This is a genomic window from Methylobacterium sp. C1, from assembly GCF_001854385.1.
GTDB classification, from domain to species: Bacteria; Pseudomonadota; Alphaproteobacteria; order Rhizobiales; family Beijerinckiaceae; genus Methylobacterium; species Methylobacterium radiotolerans.
In genome coordinates this window covers 3,212,500-3,232,483 of sequence record NZ_CP017640.1, presented here as the reverse complement: position 1 = coordinate 3,232,483, position 19,984 = coordinate 3,212,500, and the positions used below count along the sequence as shown (strand labels likewise).

At 71.0% G+C, this 19,984-nt stretch carries 19 protein-coding genes; 16 read left to right on the top strand and 3 right to left on the bottom strand.

Going from position 1 to position 19,984, the window contains the following annotated elements; translation table 11 throughout:
* Nucleotides 1–25 precede the first annotated feature (25 nt).
* Nucleotides 26–1,360, top strand: coding sequence for a glycosyltransferase family 87 protein (locus tag BKE41_RS15055; RefSeq protein WP_070999721.1), 1,335 nt, complete (start codon nucleotides 26–28; stop codon nucleotides 1,358–1,360).
* Here BKE41_RS15055 and BKE41_RS15050 read toward each other — a convergent pair.
* Entirely contained in the window at nucleotides 1,320–2,180 is an 861-nt protein-coding gene (locus tag BKE41_RS15050; protein WP_029357447.1) for a carotenoid 1,2-hydratase, read from the bottom strand. The genes BKE41_RS15055 and BKE41_RS15050 overlap by 41 nt on opposite strands.
* Nucleotides 2,177–3,712: a 1-hydroxycarotenoid 3,4-desaturase CrtD gene (gene crtD, locus BKE41_RS15045; RefSeq protein ID WP_070999716.1), complete on the bottom strand. Its 1,536-nt coding sequence runs from the start codon at nucleotides 3,710–3,712 to the stop codon at nucleotides 2,177–2,179. Before crtD ends, BKE41_RS15050 begins: the two co-directional genes overlap by 4 nt.
* A gap of 107 nt (nucleotides 3,713–3,819) precedes the next feature.
* Here crtD and BKE41_RS15040 point away from each other — a divergent pair, with 107 nt between their 5' ends.
* The 15 genes from BKE41_RS15040 to BKE41_RS14975 all read left to right on the top strand — a co-directional run bounded on the left by BKE41_RS15040 (nucleotide 3,820) and on the right by BKE41_RS14975 (nucleotide 18,335).
* Nucleotides 3,820–4,689, top strand: a complete 870-nt coding sequence (locus tag BKE41_RS15040; protein WP_012319774.1) for a polyprenyl synthetase family protein — start codon at nucleotides 3,820–3,822, stop codon at nucleotides 4,687–4,689.
* Nucleotides 4,690–4,718: 29 nt separating this feature from the next.
* A complete protein-coding gene (locus BKE41_RS15035) occupies nucleotides 4,719–5,846 on the top strand; it encodes a methyltransferase (protein ID WP_083374362.1) in 1,128 nt (375 codons plus the stop codon).
* Between the two features lie 94 nt (nucleotides 5,847–5,940).
* Nucleotides 5,941–6,879, top strand: a complete 939-nt coding sequence (bchC, locus tag BKE41_RS15030; protein WP_070999714.1) for a chlorophyll synthesis pathway protein BchC — start codon at nucleotides 5,941–5,943, stop codon at nucleotides 6,877–6,879.
* Nucleotides 6,876–7,880, top strand: coding sequence for a chlorophyllide a reductase iron protein subunit X (locus tag BKE41_RS15025; protein ID WP_024829698.1), 1,005 nt, complete (start codon nucleotides 6,876–6,878; stop codon nucleotides 7,878–7,880). Before bchC ends, BKE41_RS15025 begins: the two co-directional genes overlap by 4 nt.
* A gap of 5 nt (nucleotides 7,881–7,885) precedes the next feature.
* Nucleotides 7,886–9,415: a chlorophyllide a reductase subunit Y gene (bchY, locus tag BKE41_RS15020; RefSeq protein WP_012319770.1), complete on the top strand. Its 1,530-nt coding sequence runs from the start codon at nucleotides 7,886–7,888 to the stop codon at nucleotides 9,413–9,415.
* Complete coding sequence (gene bchZ, locus BKE41_RS15015; RefSeq protein ID WP_024829699.1) at nucleotides 9,415–10,881, top strand: chlorophyllide a reductase subunit Z; 1,467 nt, start codon at nucleotides 9,415–9,417, stop codon at nucleotides 10,879–10,881. Before bchY ends, bchZ begins: the two co-directional genes overlap by 1 nt.
* A 35-nt stretch (nucleotides 10,882–10,916) precedes the next feature.
* Entirely contained in the window at nucleotides 10,917–11,138 is a 222-nt protein-coding gene (locus BKE41_RS15010; protein WP_012319768.1) for a hypothetical protein, read from the top strand.
* A 127-nt stretch (nucleotides 11,139–11,265) separates the two neighbouring features.
* Complete coding sequence (pufB, locus tag BKE41_RS15005; RefSeq protein WP_012319767.1) at nucleotides 11,266–11,502, top strand: light-harvesting antenna LH1, beta subunit; 237 nt, start codon at nucleotides 11,266–11,268, stop codon at nucleotides 11,500–11,502.
* Between the two features lie 10 nt (nucleotides 11,503–11,512).
* Complete coding sequence (gene pufA / locus BKE41_RS15000) at nucleotides 11,513–11,704, top strand: light-harvesting antenna LH1, alpha subunit (RefSeq protein ID WP_012319766.1); 192 nt, start codon at nucleotides 11,513–11,515, stop codon at nucleotides 11,702–11,704.
* An 80-nt stretch (nucleotides 11,705–11,784) separates the two neighbouring features.
* Nucleotides 11,785–12,609 (top strand): photosynthetic reaction center subunit L, encoded by an 825-nt coding sequence (pufL, locus tag BKE41_RS14995; protein ID WP_012319765.1) that lies wholly within the window; start codon nucleotides 11,785–11,787, stop codon nucleotides 12,607–12,609.
* Nucleotides 12,610–12,689: 80 nt separating this feature from the next.
* Nucleotides 12,690–13,670 (top strand): photosynthetic reaction center subunit M, encoded by a 981-nt coding sequence (gene pufM / locus BKE41_RS14990; RefSeq protein ID WP_012319764.1) that lies wholly within the window; start codon nucleotides 12,690–12,692, stop codon nucleotides 13,668–13,670.
* Nucleotides 13,671–13,680: 10 nt separating this feature from the next.
* Nucleotides 13,681–14,784, top strand: a complete 1,104-nt coding sequence (gene pufC, locus BKE41_RS14985; protein WP_043073917.1) for a photosynthetic reaction center cytochrome PufC — start codon at nucleotides 13,681–13,683, stop codon at nucleotides 14,782–14,784.
* Nucleotides 14,785–14,894: 110 nt separating this feature from the next.
* Entirely contained in the window at nucleotides 14,895–15,038 is a 144-nt protein-coding gene (locus tag BKE41_RS30335; RefSeq protein ID WP_012319762.1) for a DUF3096 domain-containing protein, read from the top strand.
* Nucleotides 15,039–15,203: 165 nt separating this feature from the next.
* On the top strand, nucleotides 15,204–17,894 hold the full coding sequence (gene ppdK, locus BKE41_RS14980; RefSeq protein ID WP_070999711.1) for a pyruvate, phosphate dikinase: 2,691 nt from the start codon (nucleotides 15,204–15,206) through the stop codon (nucleotides 17,892–17,894).
* A gap of 189 nt (nucleotides 17,895–18,083) precedes the next feature.
* Nucleotides 18,084–18,335, top strand: a complete 252-nt coding sequence (locus BKE41_RS14975; protein ID WP_012319760.1) for a hypothetical protein — start codon at nucleotides 18,084–18,086, stop codon at nucleotides 18,333–18,335.
* A gap of 90 nt (nucleotides 18,336–18,425) precedes the next feature.
* On the opposite strand, the gene BKE41_RS14970 is transcribed toward BKE41_RS14975, so the two are convergent.
* Nucleotides 18,426–19,925 carry a DUF882 domain-containing protein gene (locus tag BKE41_RS14970; protein ID WP_070999709.1) on the bottom strand — a complete coding sequence of 500 codons (1,500 nt, stop codon included), beginning with the start codon at nucleotides 19,923–19,925 and terminating at the stop codon, nucleotides 18,426–18,428.
* Nucleotides 19,926–19,984: the final 59 nt, after the last annotated feature.

Sequence of the window (19,984 nt, the reverse complement as noted above, 5' to 3'; positions counted from 1 at the left end):
AATCCGGTCGCGGAAATCCTCCGTCATGCCTGCGCCCATCGAGACCCGCGCGCCGGGCCCACCGACCGCACGCGCCGCCGCGCTCTGGTCAGATCTCGCCGATCTCCTGAGCAGCGACGCCCGTCTGTCCGCGTTCGCCAGGCGGGCGGCCTGGGTGCTGGTCCCGTTCGGCCTCGCCATGGTCCTTCTGGTCTACGGCACCGGCCCGGAGCCGCAACGCAACTGGTACGGCGACCCGCTCGGCAACGATTTCGTCCAGGTCTGGGTGGCGGGCCGTTCGGCACTGGTAGGTCGTGGAGCTGAGCCCTACGACCTGCCGGTGCATCTGGCGAACCTGAAGGCGGCCTGCGGTCAGGAATGTCGGTTCGCCTGGCACTATCCGCCGGTGTTCCTCCTGCCGGCGGCCGCGATGGCGCTGCTGGACTTGCGGCCGGCCTACCTGCTCTGGACCGCGCTCTCCCTCGCCCTGTTCGCCCTCGCGATGCGGGTAGCGGCCGGCCGGCGGGACGCGGCCGTCGTCGCGCTCGCGCACCCGCTGGTGCTCTGCAACCTCGCCTACGGCCAGAACGGCCTGTTCACCGCGTCGCTGCTCACCCTCGGCGCGGTCCTCGCCGATCGCCGCCCGTGGCTGGCCGGGCTCTGCTTCGGCCTGCTGGCCTACAAGCCGCACTTCGCGGCGCTGGCCCCCATGCTCCTGCTGGTGACGGGGCGGCGAGACTGCTTGGCCGCCTGCGTTTCGACGGTGCTGGCCCTCTGCCTCGCGTCCCTCGCGCTGTTCGGGACGGCGCCCTGGATCGGCTTCTTCGGAACGCTGGGGGATACGAACCGGATCATCCTGCAGAACGCGGCGGCGGGCCTCGACCTCAATGCCAGCGCGTTCGGAGCGGTGCGCCTGCTCGGCGGGCCGATGGCCGTCGCCTGGACGGCGCAGGGCATCGTCGCCGCGTTGGCGCTCGGCCTCGCCTGCCGCGCCTGGTGCCGGCCCACCGACCCGACGCTCCGGGCGGCCGCGCTCGTCGTCTCCGCGCCGCTGCTGTCGCCCTACCTCCCGGTCTACGACCTGGCGCCCCTCGTGCCGGCCGCGCTCCTGCTGGCGCTCGCCGCGCACCGGGCCGGCGGCTTGCGGCCGCACGAGCGGGCCCTCCTGTGCGCTGTGCCGCTCTTCGCGGTCGTCCGAGAGGCGGCGGGGCTGACCGGATTCCCGCTCGGCCTTGTGCTGAGCCTCGCGACGTTCGCCTGCGTCGCCGGACGCGTCCGGCCGTGGAGCGCCGCCCCGGGCCGGCAGCCATCCGGGACCGGCGGCCTCGACGTCCGCACTCTCACCGCGCCAGCGGCCGCGGGATCCGGAACGGCAGCATGAGCCGCACCATCGGGTTTCGGAACCGGTCGAGCGACAGGCTCTCGTGCATGGCCCGCACCGGCTCGCCGCAGAGCGTCGAGGCGAGCAGCGAGCGGGCGTAGAACGGCGTGTCCTCGTAGGTCGCGAGCACCCGCGATCGGCCGCCGTCGCTGCGGGTCTCCCGCGGCATCCGCCAGAAGCGCGTCGCCGGAAGCGTCGCGCCGGGCGGAGGCCGGATCTCGCGGCGGCTGCCGTCGGCGGAGAACCTGAGCGATAGGTTCTGACCGCCGCCGTCGCGGTGATGCACGTCGTACAGGATCGCCGCGCCGTCCGGCAGATCGGCCCGGCACCATGTCCATCGCGCGAACGCGGCCTCCAGGGGCTCGTCGCCGTCGTTGGTGTCGAAGTAGCCGCTGCCGCTCCAGCGGAGGTCCGGCTGGTCGAAGTCGACCTCGACCCGCGAGGACGGCGACATCGGCCACCAGCGGTGGCGGCCAGCCCGGTCGAGATGGAACGGGCCCCCCGTGAACCCGCGCGGCTCGAGGCGCACCGTGCCGCGGATCCTGCGGGGCAGGGGAGCTCCGCGCTCGTCGATCCGCACCGTCAGCGCGGTGCCGTCCCAGTGCATGGCACTGGGTCCGACGGCGATGTGGTCGGCGCTGCGCGACAGGCTGGCGGCGCGGCGCTCGGTCATGGCGAAGCGGCCGCGGTCGCCGTAGAGCACCACGTTCATGGCGCAGTGGGCGAAGGGGTCCTTCTCGGCGCTCCAGGCGTAGTAGGGCGAGAACACGCTGCCGATGAAGGCGATGATCGTGAGGCCCTGGCGGCCGTCGTCGCTCACCGCATCGACGTACCACCACGCGTAGCCGCCCCGCGCGACCGCGCCATCGAATCGCGGTCGTCCAGGATCGCTGCCGCTGCCAGCCGCCCCGACTGCGCCGCCATCGGCACGCCCGGACCCGGATGGATCGAGCCCCCCGCGAGGTACAGGCCCGGCAGCGCCGTCCGCGCGCCCGCGCGCTTGAAAGTCGTCGCCCAGCCCTGCGCCGCCCGTCCGTAGAGGGCCCCGCCCGTCCCGGGGAAGAGGGCGTCGAAGTCCCGCGGCGTCGTCGTGACCGCCGACCACGTGAAGTCCAGGGTGAGCCCGCAGGCCTCCAGCCGGCGGAACAGGTTCCTCTCGCATCTCTCGGTCTCCGGCGGCGTGAGCGGTCGCTCCCGGCCGTCCGCCGGAGCGTTGACGAGCAGGAGCAGACGTTCCGGCCCCTGGGGCGCGGCACCCGCCGCGTCCCGGTCCTGGGCACAGACGTAAACGGTGGGGTCGTCGGGCAGGCGACGGGCGCGCAGGAGCGTGTCGAACTCGGCCCGGTAGTCGCGCGAGAAGAAGACCGTGTGGTGCGCCAGAGGGAAACCCGCGGACTCCGCCTCCGCGCAGATCGTGACGGCGGAGAGGGAGCGCTCGCCGGGCGCGAGCCGCTCGCCGGCCGCGGCGGCCTCGGGCCCGAGCAGGCCCGCACCCAGGGCCGCGCAGTCCGCGTTGCAGACGACGTGGTCGGCGGCCACCGTCGCGCCGTCCGTCAGGCGCACGCCAGTGACCCGGCCGCCGACCGTGAGGATCCGCGCGACCTCCGCGCCGTAGCGGAAGGTCGCGCCCCGCTCGACGGCCAGATCGGCCACCGCCCGCGCGAGGCCGCTGAGTCCCCCCGCGACGGTCCAGACGCCGGCCTGCTCGACATGGGCGACGAGCATCAGCGTCGCCGGCGCGGTGAAGGGCGAGGCGCCGCAATAGGTGGCGTAGCGGCCGAACAGCTGGCGCAGCCGCGGGTCGCGGAAATACGCGCCCAGCGCCGACCAGAGGGTCGCGAAGGGCTGGATCCGCCAGAGATCGCCGAGGCCCGACAGCCCGACCCGCTGCGCGAGGCCGGCGGGCCCAGTCCGGCCTTCGCGGATGAACGGACCCTCGAGGGTGCGGTAGACCTCGGCCGACCGGGCACAGAAGCGCCGGTAGCCCTCCGCCTCGCGCGGTCCCGCGAGGGCCGCGATCGCGTCCGCCGTCGCGTCGATATCGGCGAAGAGGTCCAAACGCTCGTCCCGGCTCCACGCGTGGCGGGCGAGGAGCCGCGCCGGTGCCAGGGCGACGCGGTCGCCGAGCTCGGCGCCGCACTCGGCGAACAGCTCGTCGAAGACCCAGCGCATCGTGAACACGGTCGGACCGGCCTCGACGGCGCGATCTCCGACCGGGACGGCGCGCATCTTCCCGCCGGGATGCGGCGCGCGCTCGAGAACCGTCGTGTCGATACCGGCATGGGCGAGCCGCAGGGCGGCGGCGAGGCCACCGATCCCGGCACCGATCACGACGACGCGCTCCTGCGCCACGGCCGCTCCGAACTCCCCCGACCACGGGATTGATCTCGCCTCGCCGAAGTGTCAATAAGAAATGACACCTGTCGCTGACAACCGCATACAACACGGGAGGCAACGCGATGGAGTCCGGTCAGCGGATCGAGATGGCGCTCGATCGCGCCGTTGCGCACGCGGAGGCGCCCGGCGCGCCGCCCCTTCTGGCGGAGGCTCTCCGCTACGCGGTGTTTCCCGGCGGCCACCGGATCCGACCGCGCCTGTGCCTCTCGGTGGCCCGCGCCTGCGGCGACGACGACCCGGCAGGATCCGTCGCGGCCGCCGCCGCCATCGAGTTCCTGCACTGCGCTTCCCTGGTCCACGACGACCTGCCGTGCTTCGACGACGCGCCGATGCGGCGGCAGAAGCCCTCCGTCCACGTCGCCTTCGGCGAGCCGATCGCCGTCCTGACCGGCGACGCCCTCATCGTCCTCGCCTTCGAGACCCTGGCGCGATCCGTCGGGCGGCATCCGGCGCGCCTCGGCCGCCTCGTCGGGCTTCTCGGCCGCGCCGCCGGGTCGCCGTCGGGCATCGCGGCCGGGCAGGCCTGGGAATCGGAGGCGCATATCAGCCTGAGCGACTACCAGCAGGCGAAGACCGGCGCGCTGTTCGCCGCCGCCACCGTGGCAGGCGCTGCCGCGGCGGGGGCTGAGCCGGAGCCCTGGCGTCGCCTCGGCGAGTGCCTGGGAGAGGCCTATCAGGTCGCCGACGACCTGCGCGACGTCGCCTGCCGGCAGGAGGAGATCGGCAAGCCCGCCGGGCGCGACGCGACGCTGGGCCGCCCCAACGCCGCAGCCCTCCTGGGCACCGGCGGGGCGATGGAGCGCCTGTCCCGGCTGACACGCGAGGCGGTCGCGGCGATCCCGGCCTGTCCGGGCGCGGCCGCGCTCACCGCCGAGATCGAGGCGCAGGCGCGGCTGTTCCTGCCCGCGAGCCTGCGGGCGGTGGTGGCCTGAGCGCCGGATCGCTCCCCGGAGCCGGCACGGTGCCGCCTGCCCCGTCCGCCTGGGCGGACAGGTGGCTCGCGTGGCGCAATCGCCTGGTCGCGAGCCCCCGCTTCCAGCGCTGGGCGGCGGGTTTTCCGCTGACGCGCCGCGTCGCACAGCGCAACACGCGCGCGCTGTTCGACCTCTGCGCCGGCTTCGTCTACGCGCAGGTTCTGACCGCCTGCATCCGCCTCAACCTGTTCGCGATCCTGGCCGAGGGCCCCCTGACCGTCGACGCGCTGGCGCGGCGGCTCGACCTTCCGCCGGACGCAGCGCGACGCCTGCTGCGCGCCGCCGAGTCCCTCGGGCTGCTGCGCGCCCTGTCGGGCGACCGTTTCGGGCTGGCCGACCTGGGAGCCGCGCTCGTCGGCAATCCCGGCATCGCCGCCATGATCGAGCATCACGCGCTGCTCTACGCCGACCTCGCGGATCCGGTCGCCCTGCTGCGCGGACAGGCTCAGCCGACCCGCCTCGCGGGCTACTGGCCCTATGCGGCGGGGGCGGCGGGCGACGCGCACGCGGTGGCCCCCTACAGCAGTCTGATGGGCGCCTCGCAGGCGCTGATCGCCGATGACGTGCTCGACGCCTGCGACCTGTCGCGCGTCCGGCACCTCATGGATGTCGGCGGGGGCGAGGGCGCCTTCCTGCGGGCGGTTGCGGCGCGGCACGCGACACCCCGCCTGACCCTGTTCGACCTGCCGGCCGTCGCCGACCGCGCCGCCGCGCGCCTCGGGCAATCCGACCTCCGCGAGAGGATTGCCTGCCGCGGCGGCGACTTCCACGACGGACTGCCCGCGGGCGCCGACACGATCTCGCTGGTGCGGATCGTCCACGATCACGACGACGCGCCGGCCCAGGCGCTGCTGGGCGCGGCCTACGCGGCGCTGCCGCCGGGCGGCACGCTGCTCATCGCGGAGCCGATGGCCGGGACGCCGGGCGCGGAGCCGGTCGGCGACGCCTATTTCGGTTTCTATCTCCTGGCGATGGGCTCCGGCCGACCGCGCCGGGCCGAGGAACTGCGCGCGATGCTCGCGGCCGCAGGATTCACCGCCACACGCGAACATCCGACACGACGCCCTCTCCTCGCGCGGGTGCTGAGAGCCCGAAAAACGGGCGCTCAAAAGTAAGTGTGACTTGACGCTGACTTGTGTCTATCTAGGATGACACAGAGCGGCTTCGTACCGGAGAGAGTCGCGACGCAAAGGGTGGACAGTTCCAGCCATGGACGCTCTGGCCGTCATTCTGGAAAACCCGGAGCACCTCTCGGTTCAGCGCCTGGCCCTGACGCCGCCCGGCGATGCGGACGCGGTCGTGGCAGTGGCGTGGAGCGGGATCAGCACCGGCACCGAGCGCCTGCTCTGGTCGGGGCGGATGCCGCCCTTTCCGGGCATGGGCTACCCGCTGGTGCCGGGATACGAATCGGTCGGCACCGTCGTGGAGGCGGACTCGGGCGCCTCGGTCCGTGTCGGCCAGACCGTCTACGTCCCGGGGGCCCGCTGCTTCGGCGCTGTCCGCGGCCTGTTCGGTGGCGCGGCGTCCCATCTGGTCGCGCCGGCCGCGCGCCTCGTGCCGGTGGACGGGGCCCTGGGTGAGCGGGCCTGCCTCCTGGCGCTGGCAGCGACCGCCCATCGCGCCCTCGGGCGCCTCGTTCCCGGCGCGACGCCGCTCATCGTCGGGCACGGGGTGCTCGGCCGGCTGCTCGCCCGGCTGACGCTGGCGGCGGGCGCCGCGCCCACCGTCTGGGAAACCGACCCCGTCCGCGCGTTGGGCGACCACGGCTACGCCGTCGTTGCGCCCGACGCGGATCCGCGCCGCGACTACGCGACGATCACGGATGTCAGCGGGAACGCCGCCGGCCTCGATGACCTGATCGCCCGCCTGGCACCGGGAGGCGAGATCGTCCTCGCCGGTTTCTACGAGGCGCCCCTCAGCTTCGCCTTCCCGCCCGCCTTCATGCGCGAGGCCCGGATCCGGATCTCCGCGGAGTTCCGGCCCGAGGACACGGCCGCGGTGACGCGGCTGATCGACGACGGTCGGCTCTCGCTCGACGGGCTGATCACCCACCGTGCCCCGGCGGCACAGGCCCAGGACGCCTACCGCACCGCGTTCGCGGATCCGGGCTGCCTGAAGATGATCCTCGACTGGAGGGACGCCGCGTGAACGTTCAGCTCAACAAGGCCGCCCTGTCCCAAGCGACCCAGCTCCGCGCCGAGGCCGCGATCGAGCCCGACGCGGTCGCCACCGCGCCGGCGAAGAAAGAGACGCAGATCATCGCGATCTACGGCAAGGGAGGCATCGGCAAGTCGTTCACGCTCGCCAATCTGAGCTACATGATGGCCCAGCAGGGCAAGAAGGTCCTGCTGATCGGCTGCGATCCGAAGAGCGACACCACGTCCCTCCTCTTCGGCGGCAAGGCCTGCCCGACCATCATCGAGACCTCGACCAGGAAGAAGCTCGCGGGCGAGTCGGTCGCGATCGGCGACGTCTGCTTCAAGCGCGACGGCGTCTACGCCATGGAGCTCGGCGGCCCCGAGGTCGGGCGCGGCTGCGGCGGGCGCGGCATCATCCACGGCTTCGAGCTGCTCGAGAAGCTCGGCTTCCACGAATGGGGCTTCGACTTCGTCCTGCTGGACTTCCTGGGCGACGTGGTCTGCGGCGGCTTCGGCCTGCCGATCGCGCGCGACATGTGCCAGAAGGTCATCGTCGTCGGCTCGAACGACCTGCAGTCGCTCTACGTCGCCAACAACGTCTGCTCGGCGGTTGAGTATTTCCGCAAGCTCGGCGGCAATGTCGGCGTCGGCGGCCTCGTGATCAACAAGGACGACGGCACCGGCGAGGCCCAGGCCTTCGCGGAGGCCGCCGGCATCCCGGTCCTGGCCTCGATCCCGGCCGACGACGACATCCGCCGCAAGAGCGCGAATTACGAGATCATCGGCAAGCCGGAGGGGCGCTGGGGCACCCTGTTCGCGGAGCTCGCCGCGAACGTCGCCGAGGCCGCGCCGCATCGCCCGACGCCGCTCACGCAGGACGGGCTGCTCGGCCTGTTCTCCAGCGAGACCACCGGCCGCGACGTGGTCCTGGTCCCCGCGACCCACGAGGACATGTGCGGGGTCGCCCAGGTGTCCAAGCCGTCCCTCGAAGTCGTCTACGACGAGGTCTGACGCGCATGGCCGTCTCCCTCGACATCGCCGATCTCCGCGCCCGCCAGGCGCCGGCCAACGTCGACTTGGCCGCCGCGCAGAGCGACGGCCTGGGCTGCCACGCCGGCAAGGACGCGATGGTGGCGGCCGCCGAGGCCGCCGGCATGTCGGAGACCCTGGCGCAGCTCCGCAGCGACTATCCGCAGGGACCGCACGACCAGCCGCAGAGCATGTGCCCGGCCTTCGGCTCGCTGCGCGTCGGACTGCGCATGCGGCGCACGGCGACGATCCTGTCGGGCTCGGCCTGCTGCGTGTACGGCCTGACCTTCACGTCGCACTTCTACGGCGCGCGGCGCAGCGTCGGCTACGTGCCGTTCAACTCCGAGACGCTCGTCACCGGCAAGCTGTTCGAGGACATCCGCGAGGCGGTCCACGCCACCGCGAAGCCGGAGGAGTACGACGCCGTCGTCGTCATCAACCTCTGCGTCCCGACCGCGTCCGGCGTGCCGTTGCGCCTGCTGCCGAAGGAGATCGACGGCGTCCGGGTGATCGGCATCGACGTGCCGGGCTTCGGCGTGCCGACCCACGCCGAGGCCAAGGACGTCCTGGCCGGCGCGATGCTGAAGGTCGCGCGCTCGGAAGCCGAGCAGGGCCCCGTTGCGGCGCCGCGCGGTGGCCGTTCCGAGCGCCCCAGCGTGGCGCTCCTCGGCGAGGTCTTCCCGGCCGATCCGGTGGTGATCGGATCGCTCCTGGAGCCGCTGGGGCTGTCTGCCGGCCCGGTGGTGCCGACCCGCGAGTGGCGCGAACTCTACGCGGCCCTCGACTGCGCCGCGGTGGCGGCGATCCACCCGTTCTACACGGCCTCGATCCGCGAGTTCGAGGCGGCGGGCCGCCCGATCGTCGGCTCGGCCCCTGTCGGCGTTGACGGCACCGCCGACTGGCTGGACCGGATCGGCGAGGCCTGCGGGGTCGCGCGGGCAACCGTCGAGGCGGCCAAGAACACGATCCTGCCCGGCATCCGCGGGGCGCTCGGCGCGATGCCGATCAGGGGTCGGATCACGCTCTCGGGCTACGAGGGGTCGGAGCTGCTCGTGGCGCGCCTCCTCGTCGAGAGCGGCGCCGAGGTTCCCTACGTCGGCACGGCCTGCCCGCGCACGCCCTGGTCAGAGGCGGATCGCGACTGGCTGGAGGCCCGCGGCACGCAGGTGCATTACCGCGCCTCGCTGGAGGACGATCTCTACGCCTTCGAGTCGCTGAAGCCCGATCTCGCCATCGGCACGACGCCGGTGGTGCAGCGGGCCAAGGAGCGCGGCACCCCGGCGCTCTACTTCACCAACCTGATCTCGGCGCGCCCGCTGATGGGTGCGGCCGGCGCGGGCTCGCTCGCCACGGTGATCAACGCGGCGCTGGGCAACAGGGCGCGGTTCGACGCCATGCGCGACTTCTTCGAAGGCGTCGGCACCGGACACGCCGCCGGCGTCTGGCAAGAGGTGCCGCAGAAGCGCCAGGGACCGAAGATCGAGGGCCCCAAGACGCCGATCGGGGAGATGGCCTGATGCTGATCCTCGATCACGACCGGGCCGGTGGCTACTGGGGCGCGGTCTACGTCTTCACGGCGATCAAGGGCCTGCAGGTCGTCATCGACGGCCCCGTGGGCTGCGAGAACCTGCCGGTCACCTCGGTGCTGCACTACACTGACGCGCTGCCGCCGCACGAATTGCCGATCGTCGTCACCGGTCTCGCCGAGGAGGAGCTCGGCCGCCACGGCACCGAGGGCGCGATGAAGCGCGCCCACGCGACCCTCGATCCGGGCCAGCCCAGCGTGGTGGTCACCGGCTCCATCGCCGAGATGATTGGCGGCGGCGTGACGCCGGAGGGCACGGGCCTCCAGCGCTTCCTGCCGCGCACCATCGACGAGGACCAGTGGCAGGCCGCCGACCGGGCGATGCGCTGGCTCTGGCAGGAATACGGCGCCAAGAGATTCGCCAAGAAGGGCATCCCGGCCCGGCCCGAGAAGAAGCCCGGCGAGAAGCCGCGGGTGAACTTGATCGGCCCGGCCTACGGCACGTTCAACATGCCCTCGGACCTCGCCGAGATCCGCCGACTGGTCGAGGGGATCGGCGCCGAGGTGAACTTGACTTTCCCCCTCGGCGCGCACCTCGCCGACGTGCCGAAGCTCGTCAACGCCGACGCCAACATCTGCCTGTACCGGGAGTTCGGCCGGCTGCTCTGCGAGGATCTTGGGCGGCCCTACCTGCAGGCGCCGATCGGCATCCTCTCGACGACCAAGTTCCTGCGCTCGCTCGGCGAGATCCTGGGCCTCGATCCCGAGCCGTTCATCGAGCGGGAGCGGCACACGACCATCAAGCCGGTCTGGGATCTCTGGCGCTCGGTGACCCAGGACTTCTTCGGCACCGCGAGCTTCGGCATCGTCGCCACCGAGACCTACGCGCGCGGCGTTCGCCACTTCCTCGAAGACGAGATGGGCCTGCCCTGCCACTTCGCCTTCGGGCGCTCGGCCGGGCTGAAGCCCGACAACGCCGCGGTCCGCGCCGCCGTCGCGGCCAGGCCGCCCCTGGTGCTGTTCGGTTCGTTCAACGAGCGGATGTACCTCGCCGAGACCGGGGCCCGGGCGGCCTACGTCCCGGCCTCCTTCCCCGGCGCGATCATCCGGCGGCACACCGGCACGCCGTTCATGGGCTACGCCGGGGCGACCTACCTGGTTCAGGAGGTCTGCAACGCCCTGTTCGACACCCTCTTCCACATCCTGCCGCTCGCCCGCGACATGGACAAGGTCGAGGCGACTCCGACCCGGCGCCACGCCGAGCTGCCGTGGGACGAGGCCGCCCGGCAGGCGCTCGACGCCCTGGTCGAGGCCCAGCCGGTGCTCGCCCGCATCTCCGCCGCCAAGCGCCTGCGCGACGCCGCCGAGCGGGCCGCCCGCGACACCGAGGCCGCCGCCGTGGCGCCCACCCACGTGGCGCGCGCCCGGGCCGCCCTCGTCGCGGGAGCCCCCGCATGAGCCGCCTTTCTGTTTCACCCAGAGGAGACCTGACGATGCGAACGATGGTCCCGACCGGCCGCCAGCACCAGGAGGCGGTCCAGTTCCGACTGATCCTGGCGGCGACCTACCCGTTCTTCCTCGCCGCCGCGGCGCTGAACCGGTTCCGGCCGAGCCGCGAGACGGCCCGCCCGGGCCTGACGCCGGCGCGCCGCTCGGTCTTCGGCGAGGCCCGCGCCATGGCGGTTCAGGCGATCCCCTTCGCCTTCATGGGCTGACACGCCCCTGAGCGAGACGCTTCCGTCCGGTCACGCGGGGGAAGTCGGGCCGTGATCGCCGAGAGGCATCGCGGCTGAACCCGTCGCGTCTCGCCAGAGGCGCGGCCAACACACGGAGGTCTGAACGATGGCGAGTGGACCCGTCACAACAGAGAGACCGAGCAGCCTGTCCGGGCTGACGGAACCGGAAGCCAAGGAGTTCCACGCGATCTTCCTGACGAGCTTCCTCATCTTCACGGCGATCGCCGTGGTCGCCCACATCCTCGTCTGGCTGTGGCGTCCGTGGCTCCCCGGACCGCAGGGCTACGCCTCTCTCGAGGGCGTCCGCGACGCGGCCCACGCCCTCGTCACGATGATCGGCTGAGGAGGATCGGATGCACAAGGTTTGGTTGCTCTTCGATCCGCGGCGCACGCTGGTGGCTCTGTTCACCTTCCTCTTCATCCTGGCGCTGCTGATCCACTTCATCCTGCTCTCGACCGACCGGTTCAACTGGCTGGACGGCCCGAGAAACAACAAGGCGGCGGAGAATACCATCACGCTCGCCCTGCCGCAGATGCCGGCCTGACCGCCGGTCCGGACCGCGGCGCGCGAGGGCCGCGGTCACCCTTCCTTCCTCTTCTCCGGCCTGACTGAGGAGCAGCCGCCATGGCGATGCTGAGCTTCGAGCGCAAATACAGGGTCCGCGGCGGCACCTTGCTCGGCGGCGACCTGTTCGACTTCTGGGTCGGGCCGTTCTTCGTCGGTTTCTTCGGCGTGGTCGGGATGTTCTTCACGGTACTGGGCACCGCGCTCGTCATCTACGGCGCGGCGATCGGACCGACCTGGAACGTCTGGCAGATCAACATCGCGCCGCCCGACATCAGCTACGGCCTGCGGCTGGCGCCGCTCAAGGAGGGCGGTCTCTGGCAGATCATCACCATGTGCGCGCTGGGCTCGTTCGTGTGCTGGGCGCTGCGCGAGGTCGAGATCTGTCGCAAGCTCGGCATCGGCTACCACGTGCCCGTGGCCTTCGGGATGGCGATCTTCGCCTACTTCACCCTCGTGGTGATCCGGCCGCTGCTGATGGGCGCCTGGGGCTACGGCTTCCCGTACGGCATCCTCAGTCACCTCGATTGGGTGTCCAACACCGGCTACCAGTATCTCCACTTCCACTACAACCCGGCCCACATGCTGGCCGTGACGTTCTTCTTCACGACGACTTTGGCCCTGGCGATGCACGGCGGCCTGATCCTGTCGGCGACCAATCCGAAGAAGGGCGAGACCGTCAAGACGCCCGAGCACGAGGACACGTTCTTCCGCGACACGATCGGCTACTCGATCGGCACGCTCGGCGTTCACCGCCTCGGCCTGTTCCTGGCCCTGTCGGCGGGATTCTGGAGCGCGGTCTGCATCGTCATCAGCGGGCCGTTCTGGACGCAGGGCTGGCCGCAATGGTGGGGCTGGTGGCTCAACCTGCCGGTGTGGCGATGATTGATCGCACGGGATCGGAACGAGGGGACTAACGCGGGTCGCCGCCGCTCGGTGCGCGGCACTCCGGGGGAGGGCAGGCCATGGCCTATTACCAGAACATCTTCACGCAGGTTCAGGTGCGCCCGCTGGTACCGGAGCACGGCGTCCCGGTGGCGGTCGACGACCGCGTCGGCAAGCCGTTCAACAGCTACCTGTTCGGGCTCATCGGCAACAGCCAGGTCGGACCGATCTACATCGGCTATATCGCGGCGCTGTCGATCACCTGCGGCCTGATCGCCTTCGAGATCATCGGGCTCAACATGTGGGCGTCGGTGAACTGGGATCCGGTCCAGTTCGTCCGGCAGCTGCCGTGGCTGGCCCTGGAGCCGCCCCTGCCGAAATACGGGCTGAAGGTGCTCCCGCCCCTCAACGAGGGCGGCTGGTGGCTCATCGCCGGCTTCTTTCTGACGGCCTCGATCCTGCTCTGGTGGGTTCACCTCTACCGGCGGGCGCGGGCACTCGGGCTGGGCACCCACGTGCCGTGGGCCTTCGCGTCGGCCATCTGGCTCTATCTCGTCCTCGGCTTCATCCGGCCGCTCCTGATGGGTTCGTGGTCGGAAGCCGTGCCCTTCGGCATCTTCCCGCACCTCGACTGGACCGCGGCCTTCTCGCTCCGCTACGGGAACCTGTTCTACAACCCGTTCCACATGCTCTCGATCACGTTCCTCTACGGATCGACGCTGCTGTTCGCCATGCATGGGGGCACGATCCTGGCCTGCTCGCGCTACGGCGCGGAGCGCGAGATCGACCAGATCGTCGACCGCGGCACGGCCACCGAGCGCGCCGCCCTGTTCTGGCGCTGGACCATGGGCTTCAACGCCACGATGGAGTCGATCCACCGCTGGGCGTGGTGGTTCGCCGTGCTGACGACGCTGACCGGCGGCATCGGCATCCTGCTCACCGGGACCGTGGTCGACAACTGGTACCTCTGGGCCGTCAAGCACGGCGTCGCGCCCTCCTACCCGCAGGTCTACGGCCCGATCGTGGATCCCGCCCATCTCGCACCCGGCATGAAGCCGTGAGGAGGCCGTCATGAAGACGATTCTGGCGGTCGCCGGCGGGGCGCTGGCCCTCTTCCTCACCATCGCGATGTTCGGCGGCGCCGGCTGGACCCATCCGCCGATGGCGAACAAGCAGACCGGCTTCCGCGGGACGGGGATGGACCTGATCCGCACAAGAGCCGGCAACGAGGCGCTGTCGGACGCCAACAGGGCGCCCGCGCCGGCCGATCCGGCCGAGGCGGGCGGCGACAAGGCCTCGGCCGTCTATCAGAACGTCCAAGTTCTAGGCGATCTCTCGGCCGAGCAGTTCAACCGTCTGATGGTGTCGATCACCGAGTGGGTCGCGCCGCAGCAGGGCTGCACCTACTGCCACAGCACCGAGAACATGGCGTCCGACGAACTCTACCAGAAGCGCGTCGCCCGCCGCATGATCCAGATGACGCAGTACATCAACGCCACGTGGAAGGAGAATCACGTCCATCAGGCGGGGGTGACCTGCTACACCTGCCACCGCGGCAACCCGGTGCCGGCCAATATCTGGTTCGACCACCCGGTTCAGGGGGCGGGGCGCTTCATCCCGCGCAACAACAGCCAGAACCTGGCCTCCGCGGAAGTCGGCAACACCTCGCTGCCGTACGACGTCTATCAGGCCTTCTACCAGCACAAGGAGACGTCGGAGGACGCGGTCCGGGTCAACGCGACCACGGCGCTGCCCGAGACGAAGGGCAAGCCGATCCAGGACGCGGAGAAGACCTTCGCGATCATGATCAGCATGTCGCAGTCGCTCGGGGTGAACTGCACCTTCTGCCACAACACCCGCTCGGTCGCGCAGTGGGACACCAGCACGCCCAACCGCGTCCATGCCTGGTACGGCATCCGCATGGTGCGTGACCTCAACCAGGACTACATGGAGCCGCTGACCTCGACATTCCCGCGCAACCGGCTCGGGATCCTGGGCGACGCGCCGAAGATCAACTGCGCCACTTGCCACAACGGCGCCAACAAGCCGCTCAACGGCGCCAACGTGATCGAACCCTATCCGGAGCTGTCGCGCCCGACGATCGCCGTGAGCCTGCCGACCGGCGAGGCCAAGGACCCGATCCCCGGGACCGAGACCCCGACGCCGAAGCCCTGATCGGGCCCGGAGCGGCCGGACCGACCGGCCGCTCCGCTCAAGCTACAGGGAACCTCCGTGAGGTAGGGGCGTCGATACCGGCGGCCAAGCTCGGCCCTGCGGAGGCGCCCGTGACCATCACCATCTCGAACCTCCAGCCGCTGATCGCGATCCTGGCCGGGATCCTGATCCTCGTGATGCCGCGGCTGCTCAACTACATCGTCGCGATCTACCTGATCGTCGTCGGCGTGATCGGGCTCGGAATCCTGCATTGAGGGGTTGCGCCCGCACCGTGGGGTCGCGGGCCTGACAGACCGTCGAACCCGTCAGCCACGCACGCACAGGGCCATCGCGCGTTCATCTTGCGTTGCGTTGCGGGATGGTCCAACCCCGCCCATCAGCTCGGCCGGCGCCGGGCACCAGATACGGACGGGATCGACATGGCGACCGGCAGCGCGAAGTGGGTCTATGCCTTCGGCGACGGCAAGGCGGAGGGCAAGTCGCAGATGCGCGACTTACTCGGCGGCAAGGGCGCCAATCTGGCCGAGATGTCCAACCTGGGCCTGCCCGTCCCGCCCGGCTTCACCATCACCACCGAGGTCTGCACCTACTTCTACGATCACGGCAAGGCCTACCCGCCGGAGCTGAAGGACCAGGTCTCGGCCGCGCTCGCGCAGGTCGGCGCGCTCACCGGCCGCAAGTTCGGCGACTCGACCAATCCGCTGCTCGTCTCGGTCCGCTCGGGCGCCCGGGCCTCGATGCCCGGCATGATGGACACGGTGCTCAATCTCGGCCTCAACGACGAGACCGTCCTGGCCCTCGCCAAGGAGGCCGACGACGAGCGCTTCGCCTACGATTCCTATCGCCGCTTCATCACCATGTACTCCAACGTCGTCCTCGGCGTTGAGCACCACGCCTTCGAGGAGGCGCTGGAGCAGTACAAGGAAGGCAAGGGCTTCGACCTCGACACCGAGCTCGGCGCCGGCGACTGGAAGACCCTAATCCAGACCTACAAGAAGATCGTGCGCGACGAGCACGGCTCCGACTTCCCGCAGGGGTCGGACGACCAGCTCTGGGGCGCGATCGGCGCCGTGTTCAATTCCTGGATGATTCCCCGCGCGAAGAAGTACCGGGAGCTAAACAACATCCCGGAGAGCTGGGGCACGGCCGTCAACGTGCAGGCCATGGTGTTCGGCAACATGGGCGACACCTCGGCCACCGGCGTCGCCTTCACCCGCAATCCCTCCACCGGCGAGAAGGCGCTGTACGGCGAGTTCCTGATCAACGCGCAGGGCGAGGACGTGGTGGCGGGCATCCGCACGCCGCAGAACATCACCGAGAAGGCGCGGGAAGAGGCCGGAAGCGACAAGCCTTCGATGGAGAAGGCCATGCCCGAGAGCTTCGCGGAGCTGACCCGGATCTACGGGATCCTGGAGTCGCATTACCGTGACATGCAGGACATGGAGTTCACCATCGAGAAGGGGAAGCTCTGGATGCTCCAGACCCGCAACGGCAAGCGCACGGCCAAGGCCGCCCTGCGCATCGCCGTCGATCTGGCGGGCGAGGGGCTGATCTCCCGCGAGGAGGCGATCGGCCGCGTCGAGCCCGGCGCCCTCGATCAGCTCCTGCACCCGACGATCGACCCGAAGGCCGAGCGCAAGGTCATCGCCTCCGGCCTGCCGGCCTCGCCCGGCGCGGCGACCGGCGAGATCGTGTTCAACTCCGAGGACGCGGAGGCGCACCGCAAGGCCGAGCGCAAGTGCATCCTGGTGCGGATCGAGACCTCGCCCGAGGACATCCACGGCATGCACGCCGCCGAGGGCATCCTCACCACCCGCGGCGGCATGACCAGCCACGCGGCCGTCGTCGCGCGCGGCATGGGCAAGCCCTGCGTCTCCGGCGTCGGCTCGATCCGGATCGACTACAAGGCGCAGACCCTCACGGTCGGAGGCACGACGCTGAAGGCCGGCGACAAGATCACCATCGACGGCTCCACCGGTCAGGTGATCCAGGGTGAGGTGAAGATGCTGGAGCCCGAGCTCTCCGGCGATTTCGCCACGCTGATGGAGTGGGCGGACGCGTTCCGGGCCATGAAGGTCCGGGCGAACGCCGACACCCCGACCGATGCGCGCACCGCCCGCAACTTCGGCGCCGAGGGCATCGGCCTCTGCCGCACGGAGCACATGTTCTTCGAGGGCGACCGCATCATCGCGGTGCGCGAGATGATCCTGGCGGACGACGCCGAGGGCCGCCGCGCGGCGCTGGCGAAGATCCTGCCCTACCAGCGCCAGGACTTCCTGGAGCTGTTCACGATCATGTCCGGCCTGCCGGTCACGATCCGCCTGCTCGACCCGCCGCTCCACGAGTTCCTGCCGCACACCGACGCCGAGGTCGCCGAAGTCGTGAAGGCGACGGGCGTCTCCGAGGAGAAGATCCGGCATCGGATGCGCGAGCTCTCCGAGCATAACCCGATGCTCGGCTTCCGCGGCTGCCGCCTGGCGATCGCCTTCCCGGAGATCGCCGAGATGCAGGCCCGAGCCATCTTCGAGGCCGCCGTCCAGGCTGCCGCGGACACCGGCCAGGCAGTGACGCCCGAAGTCATGGTGCCGCTGGTCTTCACCCGCGCCGAGTTCGACATCGTGAAGGCCCGCATCGACGCCATGGCGAGGGCCGTGTCCGAGGAGAAGGGCGCGACCCTCGACTACCAAGTCGGCACGATGATCGAGCTGCCGCGCGCCGCCCTTAAGGCCGGCGAGATCGCCGAGACCGCGGAGTTCTTCTCCTTCGGCACCAACGACCTGACGCAGACGGCGCTCGGCATCTCCCGCGACGACGCCGCCACCTTCCTGGGGCCCTACACCCAGAAGGGCATCCTGCCGGCCGATCCGTTCATCACGATCGATCAGGAGGGCGTGGGCGAGCTGGTGCGCATCGGCGTGGAGCGCGGCCGCAAGACGCGTCCGGAGATCAAGCTCGGCATCTGCGGCGAGCACGGCGGCGACCCCGCCTCGGTGGGCTTCTGCCAGGAGGTCGGGCTCGATTACGTGTCCTGCTCGCCCTATCGGGTGCCGATCGCCCGGCTCGCGGCCGCCCAGGCAGCGCTGGGCAAGGTCGCCGGCAAGGAAGGCTGAGGCCGGTCCGGGGGGCGCCGAGCGCGTCCCCCTTTCGGCTATCAACCGTCCGGACGAGGATCAGTGGAAAAACTCGCCTTTCGGTCGAACTCGCCTCCTCGTGAGGCGTTCTTCGGTTGAATGGGTACACCCGATGTGCGCCTTATCGGCCCGCGTCGGGTTCAGCATCGCCCGTCAGAGTCGGCCGCCATGTCTCACAGCCCATCGCCGCTGTGCCTCGCCGAGACCGGAGCGGTCGCGTCCGTCCCCAGCGTCGCCGTTCGCGCCTACCTCGCCCTCGTCGCCGGTCTCGGCGGTCTCGTCACGGCAGTGATGCTGATGATGTCCGTCGCGGCCAATAGCGGCAACGAGGCGGAGCGCATCTCGGCGACGCAGGAGGACAGCTACGCGACCACGCTCGTCGGCGCGCTGGCGGTCAACCTCTCCAAGCCCCTGCGCTGAGCTCGCCGGTCACTCCGTGCGACCCACGGGACACGGCCGATTCGCAGCTTCGCAGCTTCGACGGCGGGTGCTCTGAACGCGCCGCGCGGTTCACCGCGCCCCTGAGACAGGGCGCGCGGCAGAGCCGGTGAAACGGCTGGGCAGATCGTCGCCCGGGCTGCGGGGACTGAACCGCGTCGTGACCCGGTCGGGCGCCGCGCCGACCACCGCATCGGGCGCGGTGCCGCGCAGCCGCGTGGTGGCCACGTGCACGGGAACAGCCCGGCTCGCCGGGGCCGCGCCCGGACCGGCCGAGACGGAATCGAACAGGGCCCGCAGCTGTGCCTTCGCGTCCGCGTCCGGCGCCACGAGAGCGCGCGCGCGCGCCGAGAGCGGTGCCGCCGGCTTGTCGAGGGCGCGGATCTCGCCCGCGGGCGCGAGGTTGGCCATCCCGCGCTCCAGCGCCGCGAACTGCACCGGACGCGGCGGCGGCAGCGGCATGGTCAGGCTCGCCGCGACGGCGGCCATATCGGTGGGGCGCCGCGGTGGGAGCGGTGCCGTGACGGCGGTCACCGTATCGTCGACGGCAACCGGCTGACTGGCGGTCAGGAGCGACTTGGCGTCGGCGGGCTTGGACTCGACACCCTTCGCCTGCGCGCGCTCCGCCAGCGAGCCGCGCAGGGCGTCGTCGGCCGCTGGCGCCGCGTAGGCGAGGGCCGCGCGCGCGCCCACCGGATCCTGCGGATCGGCGCTCGCCACGGCGACGACGGGCGCGCGCCGCGCTCGCTTCGCCGTCTCCACCGGGGCCGGCATCGGCGCGGGCTCCGGCGCGGACCGTCCGCCGCCGAACAGGCTGGCCAGGAAGCCGAACAGGCCGGGCCCGTCCTCCTCCTCGCCGCTGGCCATCTGCGTCGTGAGGCCCGCCACGGTGCCGCCACGGGCCAGGATCTCGGCCTTGGCCTCCTCGTAGCGGGGGAAGGGGCGGTTGTCGCTCGGGAGCAGCACGGTCTTGCCGTCCGGGAACAGCCGGGCGAGCTGATCGTGGGTCATGCGCGGCCACATGCGCACTGACCCCACGTCGAGGTGTACGAAGGGCGTTCCGGCATGGGGATACCAGCCGACGCCGCCGCGCTGCATCCGGAGACCGACCTCGCGGATCCGGTCGATCGACACGTCCGGCAGGAAGAAGTCCATCGCCTTGCCGAGCATGTGCTGGCTGTACTCGGCCACCATCTTGGACCGGCGGCGCAGCATCGCGTTGGTGCCCGGCGACCGGTAGGCCGACACGACGTGGATCGGCTGGGTCGCACCGACCTGGCGATAGGCCTCCCAGACCGTATCGAACAGCCGCGGGTCCATCTTGGTCGGCTCGTTGACCCGCCAGTCGCGGAGGAGCCAGTTCAGTTGCTCGAGGGCCGCGCGGTCGTACCGGCCATCGCGCTTGAACGTGATGGTCGCGCTCTCTTGCGTGTGCGTGTGATAGATCGTCAGGGAGCGCGTGTCGCCGTTGGCGACCGCGTCCTCGGTCTCGGCCGTCCCGGCGATCAGTCCGAGCACCAGGCCGGATAGGGCGAGGGTGAGATGGCGAAGGGCGCGCGGGAGACTGGGCACGACGGTCCTGATCCTCTCCCGACAGCCTGACCCGACGCCTGTTGAACCGGGTTCGCGAC

Excerpts from the sequence above, each read along its gene's own strand:
- BKE41_RS15055 (WP_070999721.1), top strand. The coding sequence starts at position 26 with ATGCCTGCGCCCATCGAGACCCGCGCGCCGGGCCCACCGACCGCACGC.
- BKE41_RS15040 (WP_012319774.1), top strand. The coding sequence starts at position 3,820 with ATGGAGTCCGGTCAGCGGATCGAGATGGCGCTCGATCGCGCCGTTGCG.
- bchC (WP_070999714.1), top strand. The coding sequence starts at position 5,941 with ATGGACGCTCTGGCCGTCATTCTGGAAAACCCGGAGCACCTCTCGGTT.
- bchY (WP_012319770.1), top strand. The coding sequence starts at position 7,886 with ATGGCCGTCTCCCTCGACATCGCCGATCTCCGCGCCCGCCAGGCGCCG.
- bchZ (WP_024829699.1), top strand. The coding sequence starts at position 9,415 with ATGCTGATCCTCGATCACGACCGGGCCGGTGGCTACTGGGGCGCGGTC.
- BKE41_RS15010 (WP_012319768.1), top strand. The coding sequence starts at position 10,917 with ATGCGAACGATGGTCCCGACCGGCCGCCAGCACCAGGAGGCGGTCCAG.
- pufB (WP_012319767.1), top strand. The coding sequence starts at position 11,266 with ATGGCGAGTGGACCCGTCACAACAGAGAGACCGAGCAGCCTGTCCGGG.
- pufA (WP_012319766.1), top strand. The coding sequence starts at position 11,513 with ATGCACAAGGTTTGGTTGCTCTTCGATCCGCGGCGCACGCTGGTGGCT.
- pufL (WP_012319765.1), top strand. The coding sequence starts at position 11,785 with ATGGCGATGCTGAGCTTCGAGCGCAAATACAGGGTCCGCGGCGGCACC.
- pufM (WP_012319764.1), top strand. The coding sequence starts at position 12,690 with ATGGCCTATTACCAGAACATCTTCACGCAGGTTCAGGTGCGCCCGCTG.
- pufC (WP_043073917.1), top strand. The coding sequence starts at position 13,681 with ATGAAGACGATTCTGGCGGTCGCCGGCGGGGCGCTGGCCCTCTTCCTC.
- ppdK (WP_070999711.1), top strand. The coding sequence starts at position 15,204 with ATGGCGACCGGCAGCGCGAAGTGGGTCTATGCCTTCGGCGACGGCAAG.
- BKE41_RS14975 (WP_012319760.1), top strand. The coding sequence starts at position 18,084 with ATGTCTCACAGCCCATCGCCGCTGTGCCTCGCCGAGACCGGAGCGGTC.